Here is a 12,749-nt window from a genome sequence, read left to right on the forward strand (position 1 = left end):
AATTAACAATTAACCTGTTTTATAAAATGCTTTATATAAAAAAATCTGTAATTTTTTTCACTATCATTATAATTAGCCTAAGCCTAAACAATTTTGTGAAAGCTGCCCAGGATATTACAACTGGTAATTTAATAACTAAATATCTTCAATTCCAAGATAATTTAGGTAAATCTGAGTCTAAAACTCACATTAAAGAAATAAAAGAGCTTTTTACACCTGAAATAGTATGTATAGAGGATGGTCAGATCTTCGCAAAAGGATACAAAGAATTAGAAAAACTTTTGGTAGAACTTAAGGAAATGTATGGTAGTTGGGGTGCTGTATTGCAAAAACAAACTATTTCTGCAGATGGGATCACAGCTACAATACAATATGAGCTTGTAACTGAGAAAGCTGGTATTTTTCACGTGGTCTCAATATTGCACATATCAAAAGACCAGAAAATTTCAACAATTGACGAATCATATTATAGGGTAGATACTGAATTGGAGGATAATTAACACTTCCGCAATTAGCCCTAAGACTTGTATAAATAGGGCTGTAAGAAAAAAACTGTAAGCTAATGGTTAGTTGAATATCACCGTCTATAGTTGACAGGTTTTGGATAAAATTATAAGCTGTAAGTCCTCTTACCTATATTTATTATAACATCTTCAGAAGATTTTCTTATATTTATGTCTAATAAAATTAATAACTACCTAAAATTAGAAAAAGAAATTGAACAGATTTCTCATTTAAGCAATATTTCATCTCTTGTACACTGGGATTCCGCAACTATGCTAAGATCCGGATCTGCCAAAACAAGACAACAAGAAATGGCTACACTTGAATCTTTGATTCATGAAATGAGTACTAGTCAAAAATTCGGTGATTTGATAGAAGCTGCTTTGCCTGAGCAGGATTTTTTAGATGATTGGCAAAAAGCAAATCTGAAACTTATCAAAAAATCTTATGAAGAAGAAGTTTGTATTACTCCGGAAATGAAATATGAGTTTTCGATAGCTTCAGGGGAATCAGAATTTGCTTGGCGCAAGTGCAGAGCTGAAAACGATTTTAAAACTTTAGTTCCTTATTTAGATAGGGTATTTAATACTTGTATTCAAATAGCTACTGCTAAATCTGAAAAACTTGGAAAACCTATTTACGATAGTTTAGTTGATAGTTTTGATCCAGAAAGGGAAGTATCAGAAATCACCAGTGTTTACAATGTTCTAAAAAAAGAATTACCCGGGTTAATTGCTAAAATAGCTGAAAAGCAATCCTCCGAAAAATTCATAAAATTAACTAAACCGATAGATGAAAGTACCCAGAAAGCTATAGGTGTAAAAGTTCTGGAAAAAATGGGATTTGATTTGAATCGAGGCAGGTTAGATAAATCCACACATCCTTTTTGTATAGGAGGACGTTTTGACGTAAGAATTACTACAAGATATGATGAGAATAATTTTTTATCTAGCCTGTTTGCAGTAATTCATGAAACCGGTCACGGTTTGTATCAACAAAATCTACCTGAAAAATACATTAATCAACCAGTAGGAAAACCTAAGGGAATGGCTTTTCATGAAAGCCAATCATTGATTATGGAGATGCAAGCTTGTACTTCTTTAGAGTTTACCGAATTTTTAGCACAATTACTAAAAGACGAATTTAGCATTAGCGGAGCAGAATATTCAGGAGAAAATCTATATAAATTAATGACAAGAGTACATCCTAGCTTTATTAGGGTAGATGCAGATGAAGTAACCTATCCGTTACATGTTATTTTGCGTTTTGAAATTGAACAGCAAATAATAAATGGTAAAATAAAAGCCGCTGACTTGCCGGAATTATGGAACAGTAAAATGAAAGAGTATCTTGGTATTACGCCGGATTCTTATTCAAATGGCTGCCTGCAGGATATACACTGGCCGGCGGGTATGATTGGTTATTTTCCTTCTTATACTAACGGGGCTATAATTTCTAGTATGGTTATGAATCGTGCCAAAAAACAAAATATTATTAACCCACCAATTAAATACCCGACTTAGGCGGCATATTTTACTTCTTTCGCCTGAAATAATCTTTTGATATGTTCTGGGTTATTTTGCAGAGTCCTTAGGTAAGATTTTAAATTCCCTTGGAGTTCAGATTTTGTAAGAGGTATATGTTTCCTATTTACATTTCTTTTTAAATCGTTGTTTAAATATTCATCCGGATTATGTTGCGGAGTATACGGAGGCAGAAAAAATAAAGAAATTTTCTTTTTATGTTTCCGAGTCCATATTTGTACTTTTTTGCTATGATGAACCTTGAGATTATCTAGGATTAAGAAGATTTTTTTCTTGGAGTATTTTACCAACCTCCGTAAAAATTCTATAAATACATTTGTTTTTAGTGTCTCTTCGTACAGCATAAACCTTAGCTTACCGTTATTTGTAACAGTGGATATCATGTTTATACTAAATCTCTTCGATTTATGAATCACAACAGGGGTTTTTCCTTTTAAAGAATAGCTTTGTAATACCTGACACTCTTGTTTTATCCCTACTTCGTCGCACCAATGTATTTCTGCCTTTTCATATTCTGCTTGCTTGGCTATTGACGGATATTCTTCATCTAACCAAAATTGAACCCTTTTGGGTTGCTGCTCATATGCTAACTTCTTTGGCTTTTGTGCAGTATACCCCCATCTTCTTAAATATTCGCCTATTGTACTTGGGAAGAAAAAATCCACAATGTTTTTTGATGAGTGCATTAACTGATTTTCTTGACCATAATGCTGATTTGATATTGTGATCTTCTGGTCTAGAGATATTTACGTACCCTTGTATTATTTTACTTTGATCTTCGGTTATAAGCCTTTTCTCTCCTATCTTTCTACCTCTTAACTTCCCACTAATTGCGTACTTGTCGCCTCTCTTTTCCCTCCTTACCCATTCATTTACTGTCTGGCGACTCACTCCTATTAATTCACCTACCGACGATTGACTCTCTCCTCTTTTTACTAGTTTTAGAGCAATCTTTCTCATCGACGCTTGTGCGCTTATTGATATTAACCCACCAATTAAATACCCGACATAACTATTGCCAAGAAGGAAGGAATTTGTATAATGCAATAATGTCAAAAAGTGAAGATTTTAGGAAATTATCAATAAGCGCACAAGCGTCGATGAGAAAGATTGCTCTAAAACTAGTAAAAAGAGGAGAGAGTCATAAGGTGGCCCAATTTGTCTAGACTAAAAATCAGAAATTATGAGATATAATTTGCGTTATAATATTAGCCAATAATTTTTGTTAAATACACCTGTTCTGGAGTTAAATATTCCAAGGATTGGTGCATCCTTTTACTATTATAAAAAGTTATGTAATCTGTTATAGCATTTTTTACCTCCTTGACAGTATTTAAAATTATCAAATATATTTTTTCTTGTTTTAATGAACGCCAAAATCTTTCAATAAATACATTATCTAAAGCCCTACCTTTACCGTCCATGCTAATCTTGATTTCACGTTTAACAAGTTCGTAGATGAAATTTTTTGACGTAAATTGAGAACCTTGATCGGTATTAAAAACCTCAGGTTGACCGTGCTTTTCTAGGGCTTCTTCTAGTGCGTCGATGCAAAAATCACTTTCTAAGCTAATAGAAACCTTCCAGCTCAGAATATAACGGCTAAACCAATCAATAATGGCTACTAGATATACAAATCCTTGTGCCATTCTAATATAAGTTATATCGGTGCTCCATACCTGATTTGTCTTAGTAATTTCAACGCCTTTTAAAAGATAAGGATATACCTTATGAGCTTGGTTGCGCTTGCTTAAATTCATTTTAGGATAAATGGCTTCTATTGACATTATTCCGTAATAACGACTTACCGCTTTGCGACCAATAACAATTCCAAACGGTACAAGATGCTTGGACATTCTTCTGGCCCCGAAATACGGATGCTCTGTATAGATTTCATCAATTACTTTCATTATTTCTAAGTCTCTTGTAGTTATTCCTTTTGCCTTGTAATAATAAGTAGATTTATTAATTAAAAGTAGATCGCATTGCCTAACAATGCTTAGATTTATACAATTATTATCAATCATACTTTTCCTAGTTTCCAAGTCCAAACAATGTAGATTTTTTTTTCAGCCAGTCACGCTCAACGCTTAACTGTCCTATTTGTTCATATAATTGTTTTATCAAATCTTGATTGTCTGGATCTTTTGTTGCCGGCTTAACTTGAAAACCACTAACTAAATTTTCTATACCTCTTTTTTTCCATGCTTGTATTTGAGTTGCATGAACCCCGTACTTACTGCTTATTTGTGCTATTGTCATTTCAGCTTTTATTGCTTCTATAACAATTTTTGTTTTTTCCGTCGCACTATATTGCTTCGCTTTTTTAGACATATAATTTCCATTTCCTTGTTGTGAAATTATATCTCATTCTTCATTTTTAGCAGTCCAGTTTTTGGGTACCATTATATCAATCGTCGGTAGGTGAATTAATAGGAGTGAGTCGCCAGACAGTAAATGAATGGGTAAGGAGGGAAAAGAGAGGCGACAAGTACGCAATTAGTGGGAAGTTAAGAGGTAGAAAGATAGGAGAGAAAAGGCTTATAACCGAAGATCAAAGTAAAATAATACAAGGGTACGTAAATATCTCTAGACCAGAAGATCACAATATCAAATCAGCATTATGGTCAAGAAAATCAGTTAATGCACTCATCAAAAAACATTGTGGATTTTTTCTTCCCCTAAGTACAATAGGCGAATATTTAAGAAGATGGGGGTATACTGCACAAAAGCCAAAGAAGTTAGCATATGAGCAGCAACCCAAAAGGGTTCAATTTTGGTTAGATGAAGAATATCCGTCAATAGCCAAGCAAGCAGAATATGAAAAGGCAGAAATACATTGGTGCGACGAAGTAGGGATAAAACAAGAGTGTCAGGTATTACAAAGCTATTCTTTAAAAGGAAAAACCCCTGTTGTGATTCATAAATCGAAGAGATTTAGTATAAACATGATATCCACTGTTACAAATAACGGTAAGCTAAGGTTTATGCTGTACGAAGAGACACTAAAAACAAATGTATTTATAGAATTTTTACGGAGGTTGGTAAAATACTCCAAGAAAAAAATCTTCTTAATCCTAGATAATCTCAAGGTTCATCATAGCAAAAAAGTACAAATATGGACTCGGAAACATAAAAAGAAAATTTCTTTATTTTTTCTGCCTCCGTATACTCCGCAACATAATCCGGATGAATATTTAAACAACGATTTAAAAAGAAATGTAAATAGGAAACATATACCTCTTACAAAATCTGAACTCCAAGGGAATTTAAAATCTTACCTAAGGACTCTGCAAAATAACCCAGAACATATCAAAAGATTATTTCAGGCGAAAGAAGTAAAATATGCCGCCTAAGTCGGGTATTTAATTGGTGGGTTAATAATTTCCTAAAATCTTCACTTTTTGACATTATTGCATTATACAAATTCCTTCCTTCTTGGCAATAGTTATGTCGGGTATTTAATTGGTGGGTTAATAAGATGGATACGGAATTGTCTAAAGGTACTTTTGATAGTTTAAACAATTACTTGAGCAACAACTTGCGCCAATACGGTTCTTTAAAATCTTCACGAGAGTTATTACAAGAATCAACCGGTTTAAAACAAATTGATCCTATAATTTTTATTAATTATTTAAAAAATAAATATCTTTAGTGAGCATAAACCGTAGAAGGTATAACTAGATGCCCAAAAGCTTTTGGCATCTAATATTTATAAATTTCGTTGTTTGATAGCTTAAAATGCTATATCATTATAGGTAGATAATTTATTAGCTAATCAAAATATATTAGCATTATGTTTGTACAATCATGTAATGAATTTTTACTGGCAGATTATGGTTAAAAAAAGTCAATCTCTAATATTTCTGTTAATTATTTTCTTAACACAGATTTCTATTGCTTCGGATGATGATGTAGTCAAAGTTGATCTTCACATCAAGGATCATAAATTTATGCCTGATATTGTTGAACTGCCTACTGATAAAAAGGTTAATATTACCGTATATAACGATGATCCAACAATAGAAGAGTTTGAGAGTATTGATTTAAAAAGGGAAAAAATAGTCCTTGGTAATAGCTCTATTAAGATTGTTCTAGCCCCTTTAGCTCCTGGAGAATACAAGTTCTTTGGCGATTTCCATCAAGAAAGCGCTCAAGGTAAGATTATTGTAACAGAAAAAAGTAAAGATGTTTAAAATAGCAATTATAATCTTTCGTGAATGCCTTGAGATTGCCTTATTATTAGGCGTGATTTTAGCTTCAACAAGTCATATAAAAAATTCTAGAATTTATGTTATTATGGGGGCTATGACCGGTATCGTTCTGGCTTCTATATTTGCCTTTTTTATTAGAACCGTAACAACAGTTTATGGTACTTACGGCGACGAAATATTTGATTCTAGTGTTATTCTGCTAACAGCTGTGATAATAAGCTGGACAGTAGTATGGATGCAAGGTTATACTCAAAAAATTAAAAATAATTTAGGAAAATTAGCAGAAAAAATAACTACAAATAATGCAAGCAAAACCCTGCTAGTTGCGATTGTTGCAAGTACGATCTTTAGAGAAGGAGCAGAGATCATTTTATTAGTCTACGGAATATCTTCTGCCTCTTTATCAGCTAGTGAATATGTAATAGGTTTAGTTATCGGGAGCATTAGCGGTTTTATTGTTGGTGTGGTGATATATACAGGCCTGATAAAACTAGCAGGTAAATATATATTTAAAGTTTCTACTATATTACTAATACTTATTGCTGCTGGTCTTGCCTCAGAAGCTGCAGGGATATTAACCTCTGTGGGTGTTATTGAAATGTATAGAGAAACTTTATGGGATACTTCATGGTTAATTGACAATAACAGTATAGTAGGTAAGTTACTACATATTACAGTTGGTTATGATTCTAAGCCAAATGGTATGCAAATTATTTTTTACCTTTCAAGTATTATGTTTACATTAACTATGATGAAAATTAGGACACTCTTAACTAAGAGCAAATATGCTTAAGTTTTTGGCTGAATTCGGACCTGTACTGGCCTTTTTTATTGGTTACAGCAATAATGGCGTTCTTACCGCAACGTTATATATGCTTATTGCTTCTGTAATTGGAGTAATAATTATCTACGTTATGGAAAAGAAGATAAACATGGTTAATATAATTTCTTCTGGGTTACTTCTAATATCTTCTAGCTTAACATTGTTTAGCGGTAATAGTGTTTTTATTAAAATGAAACCAACAGTGTTATATATTGTTTTTGCGCTAATTTTTTTGATTACCAATTTTAAATGGCAGCCCGCCACTAAAATCGTTTTTGGGAAAGCCATTTCCTTTAAGGAAGAGGCAAAATGGCGGCAGCTTAATATCCGCTTTATGTTCTTTTTTATAATAATGGCAATGACCAATGAAGTAATTTGGCGGAATTTTACAGAAGAAACCTGGGTGAATTTTAAGGTTTTTGGCGCTCTTCCAATTACCTTATTATTTATGATTACTCAAATGCCTTTTATTATACGTAACAAAATAGAAACATAAGTATACATTTTAGATTTATCCATTCTCCGCACTTAGCGTTTTATGGGAATACTCCAGATAATCACTTCGAAACTAGTTATTATCTAACATAATAAAAATTCGATAATTGTATGGTTTTTTATTCAAAAAAGAATAATAAATAATACTAGTATTTATCGGTTATCATGGATGCCTTTATGACTTCCCTAATAAGAGCTACACTTCTAGTAATCTTGTGTCTAATCCAGGGAGGTAATCTTTAGTTGACAACTATTACTTTTAAGTTCCAACATATTATCAGGTAGTTTGGCTTTAAGCCTGTAAAGGTGAGTGTCAATGGTAGATGACTCGCTGTTTTCGTGGTATTTCCACACATTTTTTAAAAGAAATTCTTTTTCAATTCTAAAGTCTGTGCTAAGTAACATAGACTTAAAAATGTTATTTTCTTTTGCCGTTAATCTAATCGAGTTTTCTTGCGAGCTAAGTGTATGTAATTTCTCGTTATAAATAAAATCATTATTAATTACACAAAAAATATCCTGGCTATTATTTACACCCTGTATTATTTTTAAGAAGTTATTCAACCTGAATGGTTTAGAAATATTTATCTCATCTTGTGAAAATTTATTTTTACTAGTTAAATTTATAATAGTCTTGATTTTATGATGCCAGATATTATCAAGAGTTAAATCACTTAAGTCTATTATTAATAAATTAATTTTATTATGGAAATTAATAAGTGCTTGGTAATCGTTATATATATAAAAAAAGTCAGCATCTAATAAATTATCCCTTATTGAATTAGCAAGCAGATTACTTCTGGTAAGCAGAATTACTTCTTTAACCAGTTTAAATTGCGCTTTGATCATTTATTTCTACTAACACTCTTAGCATTTTGGCCTTTTTGAACCCAGTATCCTTCAGTAGGTAATAGATCCGAATCAACAGCCCCTCTATCGTCAAATACAAAACAATTTCCTTTCCAAACTCCATTTTTGTTTTTGGTATCTTCAAGATATTGCAGAATTCCTCCTTTGAGATGATACACTTCATTGTAACCAAGGGCTTTCATGTAAGCAGTAGATTTTTCACACCTGATACCTCCAGTGCAGAACATGGCTATCTTTTTGTTTTTAAACAATTTAGCATTATTTTTAGCCCACTCTGGAAACTCTCTAAAACTTTCGGTATGTGGATCTAGTGCTCCTTCAAAAGTACCGGCTTTTACCTCATAGCTATTCCTTGTATCTACTGTTATTACATCACTTCTTTGGATCAACTTATCCCAATCAGTTGTTTCAATATATTCTCCTTTCAATCTTTCTACATCGATCTCCCCAGCTTTCATGGAAACAATTTCATTTTTTAGTTTTATTTTAATTTTAGAAAATGGCTGGATGTTGCAATAGTTTACTTTTACGCTAATATCCTTTGGATTAGTAAGAGCTTGTAATGTTTTAATAACTAGATGCAAATCGTCTTCTGCGGTAGAAGAGATGGAACCGTTAAAACCTTCTTTTGCAAGGATAATAGTACCCTTTACATATTTTTTCTTAGTAATTAACAGAATTTTGGGGAGTAAAGCTTCTGGCTCAGGAATATTTACAAAACTATAAAAACTAAGAACAGCCACAGAATCCGTATTCTTGCTTAAATTTGTATTATCTAAATAATTATCCGTTTTCTCCATATTAATTCTTTTTAAGCCTTCATTATTTAATCGGGAATGTCATAAACATACTAAAATCTTTTCTTTTTACAAGTACGATCGCATTTTTTTTGTCCTCGGATTTTAGCTTTTTGTATATTGAATTAAATTGTTCTATATCATTTATAGACTCCTGATTAATAGCAAGTACTATATCTCCAGCTATTAATTTAATGTTTGGATCGTTGGTTTTGACTTCAACAACAAAAAGCCCATTAATGGTTTTATCAAGGTAAAACCTATTTTTTATGTCTTCAGTTATATTAGTAAAAACAACTCCTGATTTTTCTAATAAATTTTTGTTGTTGATATTTTTTAGAGGTACATCATTTTCTTCTTCTTGCTGTTCTTCTTCATTATCCTTTACTTCGGAAATCTGAGTTTTAAGATCAATTGTTTTACTATCCCTGATAACTGTTAACGTGACTTCTTCGTCAATTTTAGCCTCAGCTACAAATAGTTGTAATTTTCTTGAATTTAAAACCTCTTTATCATTAAATCCAATTATTAAGTCGCCTCTTTTCAGTCCAGCTTTATCACCTGAGCCGCCGATTTTAACATCTACGACTAGTACTCCGTAGTTTTTATCAATATTTAATGCTTCTGATAGTTCTTTCGTATTTTCTTGAATAGCTATATCTAGTTTTCCCCTGCTTATTTTTCCATTTTTCTTTAACTGATCCACGATATTTTGTGCTTTATTAGATGGAATTGCAAAACCAATACCCACATTAGTACCGCCGCTTACCGCAGGAATAGAAGTATTAATACCAATTACTTTTCCTTCAATATTAAACAGTGGCCCTCCGGAGTTTCCAGTGTTTATCGCTGCGTCGGTTTGGATAAAATCATCAACTAATTCATCCATACCAGAACCAAGATCCCTTCCTTTAGAAGAGATAATCCCCGTAGTAACAGTTCCACCAAAACCAAGAGAATTACCTATAGCAATTACTACATCCCCAACTCTTGCTTCATTAGAATTACCAAAGGAAACAAACGGCAATTTTTCAGCGGTATTAATTTTGATTAATGCTAAGTCCGTTTGCGGATCCCTACCTATAATTACTGCTGGCAGTTCTGTATTATCGGATAATTTAACGTGTATTTCATCAGACCCTGCAATAACGTGATAATTTGTTACTATTAGGCCGGTTTCGTCAATAATAAAACCAGATCCAAGCGACATGGCATGCAGATTGGGATACAAGTCAAAGGCAAAAGGTATATTAAATTGCTTGAAGAAATCTTTGAATTCTTCAAAAGGTATTAACTCCGGTAAAGGATTGTCCTTGGATTGTCTTCTTTTGTTATATTTTATTGTATAAATATTTACTACAGCCGGCATTAAAGGCTCTATAATATCAGCAAAACTTGTTACTTGAGTCTCTGGTTTGTTGTTAGCCCAAGTAAGACCACTAAAACAATTTGTAATTAATGTGATTAAAAGAAAGCCTTGGATAAAATGCTGCCTCATATGCTATTTTCCTAATCTTAAGTATTTAAAAAACTCAGAATCTGGAGAAAGAACAAATTGAGTATTTTCTTTTGATAATGAAGCTTTATAAGTGTTTAAGGAGGCATAAAACTTAAAGAATTCCGAGTCTCTTGAATAAGCCTGGTTATAAAGATGTGCAGCTTCTGCATCACCTAAACCTTTAGTTTTCTGAGCATCCATGTAAGCATTAGCTAAAATTATTTTACTTTCTTTATCAGCTTTCGATCTGATTCTAGCTGCTTCTTCGTTTCCTTCTGCTCTAATCTGATTTGCTTCCTTTTCACGATCAGTTTGCATGCGCATGTAAATCGCAGTACTATTTTCTGGTGGTAAATCCGCTTTTAAAATCCTAACATCAATTACTTCAATACCAAAGTTTTTTGCTTCTGAATACGTTAAATCTCTTATCTGCAGCATTAAGTTTGCCCTTTTATCAGTAAGAAGGGTATTTAATGGAAATTTACCAATTACGGTACGCATCGCTGATTCTAGAATCCTGTTCAGACGAAGTTGAGCTCCTTGGTAATTATGTACTGTCTTAATAAATTCAACTGTATTTACAATCCTGAATTTTGCAAAAGCATCTACAATTACCCGCTTTTCATCTGAAGCTGTAAGCTCCTTTGCCTCAGCTTTTACATCTAGAATCCTTTTATCAAAGAATTGGACATTTTGAATGAAAGGAATTTTTATGTTTAACCCCGGAGATTCAATTACTCTAACTGCTTCCCCAAACTGAAATACCACTCCATTTTGTCTTTGATCAACGCTAAACAAAGATCCAGACAGAATCATTAAAAAAGCAAATGCTGCGAATCCGACGTAATGTATCTTGTTCATATTTATAACCTGTTAGCTTTTGTAAATTTTACTGACTATTTGTGGAAGCCTTAGGCTTTACTGCCATATGAGGTAATACCCCTTCAGTACCCATAATTACTTTATCAGACTGATATAATATCTCCTTTAAGGCATCTAAATATAACCTACCTCGAGTTACTTCCTTGTTCAATAAATATTGTTCGTATATTGCATTAAACCTTGAAGCATCACCTTCTGCCTTAGCAATTACTTCTACCTTATACCCTTCCGATTCCTCCAGAATTTTGGCTGCTTCTCCTCTTGCTTTTGGTAGAATATTATTTCTATAAGACTGTGCTTCATTGATTTCTTTTTCCTTGTCTGCTTTTGCTGTTTGCACATCTCTATAAGCCTGAATAGCCTCCTTCGGAGGTTCTGCTTTTAAAAGTTTTACCTGCTCTATTGCCACACCAATTTTATATTGTTCTAAAATCTGCTTTATTAATCCCTCAATTTTTTCAGTAATCTCTTGTTTTTGATTCGAAAGTACAGAAGCAATAGGCATATTTCCTATTACTTCCCTTATTGCACTTTCGGAAACAGCTTTAACAGCTTCTTCTGGATCGGTAACATTGAAGAGGTAATCAGATAAATTTGATATATGCCACATTACATCTACGTTAAGTTCAATAATATTCTCATCTCCTGTTAACATTATACTTTCAGCAGCGATGTCTCTATCTTTATTTAAATCAGCTCCTATGCTATTTCTTAACTTACCGCTAGACCTATAACCGATTTCTATTCTTCTAGACTGGGCAACTTTTTCTATTTCCAACGTTTCAAATGGAGACGGTAATTTATAATTTAGCCCCGGCATAGCCGTTCTATTAAATTTACCAAATCTGATAATAGCTGCTTCCTCTCCTTCTTCCACCTTGTAAAACCCATTAGCAAGCCATAGTAATATAATCCCCCCTAAAATCCAGATGACCGACTTAGGGTTGAAATTAAATTGGAAATTATCAAAGTTAAACTGGTCTCTACGTTTCTTAGTAAAAATATTTTCTTTTGGCTCAGAATCTTCCCAAGGAGATTTTTTAAAAGTGTGTTGATATATGTATTTTTTCATTATTTGAACTATCGTTTAGGTGGTAAATAATATATAGTTAAGTAGAAACT

At 32.7% G+C, this 12,749-nt stretch carries 15 protein-coding genes and 1 pseudogene; 7 read left to right on the forward strand and 9 right to left on the reverse strand.

Annotation, left to right across the window (positions count from 1 at the left end; all coding sequences use genetic code 11):
* Positions 1–95: 95 nt before the first annotated feature.
* On the forward strand, positions 96–500 hold the full coding sequence (locus N3Z16_RS06585) for a hypothetical protein (RefSeq protein WP_282485875.1): 405 nt from the start codon (positions 96–98) through the stop codon (positions 498–500).
* Positions 501–674: 174 nt separating this feature from the next.
* Positions 675–2,027 (forward strand): carboxypeptidase M32, encoded by a 1,353-nt coding sequence (locus N3Z16_RS06590; RefSeq protein WP_282485876.1) that lies wholly within the window; start codon positions 675–677, stop codon positions 2,025–2,027.
* On the opposite strand, the gene N3Z16_RS06595 is transcribed toward N3Z16_RS06590, so the two are convergent.
* The 4 genes from N3Z16_RS06595 to N3Z16_RS06610 form a co-directional block, all read right to left on the reverse strand.
* A complete protein-coding gene (locus N3Z16_RS06595) occupies positions 2,024–2,713 on the reverse strand; it encodes an IS630 family transposase (protein WP_282485877.1) in 690 nt (229 codons plus the stop codon). The genes N3Z16_RS06590 and N3Z16_RS06595 overlap by 4 nt on opposite strands.
* The gene (locus N3Z16_RS06600; RefSeq protein ID WP_282485878.1) at positions 2,628–3,104 is read right to left on the reverse strand and encodes a helix-turn-helix domain-containing protein; all 477 of its coding nucleotides are present in this window, start codon (positions 3,102–3,104) and stop codon (positions 2,628–2,630) included. The genes N3Z16_RS06595 and N3Z16_RS06600 overlap by 86 nt, the downstream gene beginning before the upstream one ends.
* A gap of 152 nt (positions 3,105–3,256) precedes the next feature.
* Entirely contained in the window at positions 3,257–4,075 is an 819-nt protein-coding gene (locus tag N3Z16_RS06605; RefSeq protein ID WP_282485683.1) for an IS3 family transposase, read from the reverse strand.
* Between the two features lie 7 nt (positions 4,076–4,082).
* Positions 4,083–4,382 (reverse strand): transposase, encoded by a 300-nt coding sequence (locus tag N3Z16_RS06610; protein WP_282485684.1) that lies wholly within the window; start codon positions 4,380–4,382, stop codon positions 4,083–4,085.
* Positions 4,383–4,474: 92 nt separating this feature from the next.
* On the opposite strand from N3Z16_RS06610, the pseudogene N3Z16_RS06615 reads away from it, so the two are divergent.
* From N3Z16_RS06615 to N3Z16_RS06630, 5 genes and pseudogenes are all read left to right on the forward strand, one after another.
* Positions 4,475–5,404 (forward strand): annotated as a pseudogene (locus N3Z16_RS06615) (IS630 family transposase); the annotation flags it as partial.
* A 125-nt stretch (positions 5,405–5,529) separates the two neighbouring features.
* A complete protein-coding gene (locus N3Z16_RS11000) occupies positions 5,530–5,703 on the forward strand; it encodes a hypothetical protein (RefSeq protein ID WP_410519611.1) in 174 nt (57 codons plus the stop codon).
* 181 nt (positions 5,704–5,884) lie between these two features.
* Positions 5,885–6,244: a cupredoxin domain-containing protein gene (locus N3Z16_RS06620; RefSeq protein ID WP_282485879.1), complete on the forward strand. Its 360-nt coding sequence runs from the start codon at positions 5,885–5,887 to the stop codon at positions 6,242–6,244.
* Positions 6,237–7,055 (forward strand): FTR1 family iron permease, encoded by an 819-nt coding sequence (locus tag N3Z16_RS06625; protein WP_282485880.1) that lies wholly within the window; start codon positions 6,237–6,239, stop codon positions 7,053–7,055. The genes N3Z16_RS06620 and N3Z16_RS06625 overlap by 8 nt, the downstream gene beginning before the upstream one ends.
* Positions 7,048–7,581 (forward strand): inner membrane-spanning protein YciB, encoded by a 534-nt coding sequence (locus tag N3Z16_RS06630; protein WP_282485882.1) that lies wholly within the window; start codon positions 7,048–7,050, stop codon positions 7,579–7,581. The genes N3Z16_RS06625 and N3Z16_RS06630 overlap by 8 nt, the downstream gene beginning before the upstream one ends.
* Positions 7,582–7,799: 218 nt before the next feature.
* On the opposite strand, the gene N3Z16_RS06635 is transcribed toward N3Z16_RS06630, so the two are convergent.
* Genes N3Z16_RS06635 through hflK form a run of 5 tightly spaced genes read right to left on the reverse strand, consistent with a single transcriptional unit; the run spans position 7,800 to position 12,699 of the window.
* On the reverse strand, positions 7,800–8,429 hold the full coding sequence (locus N3Z16_RS06635) for a winged helix-turn-helix domain-containing protein (RefSeq protein ID WP_223938439.1): 630 nt from the start codon (positions 8,427–8,429) through the stop codon (positions 7,800–7,802).
* Positions 8,426–9,250 carry an oxygen-dependent tRNA uridine(34) hydroxylase TrhO gene (gene trhO, locus N3Z16_RS06640; protein WP_282485883.1) on the reverse strand — a complete coding sequence of 275 codons (825 nt, stop codon included), beginning with the start codon at positions 9,248–9,250 and terminating at the stop codon, positions 8,426–8,428. The genes N3Z16_RS06635 and trhO overlap by 4 nt, the downstream gene beginning before the upstream one ends.
* Before the next feature lie 22 nt (positions 9,251–9,272).
* On the reverse strand, positions 9,273–10,745 hold the full coding sequence (locus tag N3Z16_RS06645; protein WP_282485884.1) for a Do family serine endopeptidase: 1,473 nt from the start codon (positions 10,743–10,745) through the stop codon (positions 9,273–9,275).
* Between the two features lie 3 nt (positions 10,746–10,748).
* Positions 10,749–11,606, reverse strand: coding sequence for a protease modulator HflC (gene hflC / locus N3Z16_RS06650; RefSeq protein ID WP_223938442.1), 858 nt, complete (start codon positions 11,604–11,606; stop codon positions 10,749–10,751).
* A 28-nt stretch (positions 11,607–11,634) separates the two neighbouring features.
* Positions 11,635–12,699 (reverse strand): FtsH protease activity modulator HflK, encoded by a 1,065-nt coding sequence (gene hflK, locus N3Z16_RS06655; RefSeq protein WP_282485886.1) that lies wholly within the window; start codon positions 12,697–12,699, stop codon positions 11,635–11,637.
* Between the last annotated feature and the right edge of the window lie 50 nt (positions 12,700–12,749).

The sequence above is a fragment of the Candidatus Megaera polyxenophila genome, from assembly GCF_029982035.1.
GTDB lineage: Bacteria > Pseudomonadota > Alphaproteobacteria > Rickettsiales > Rickettsiaceae > Megaera > Megaera polyxenophila.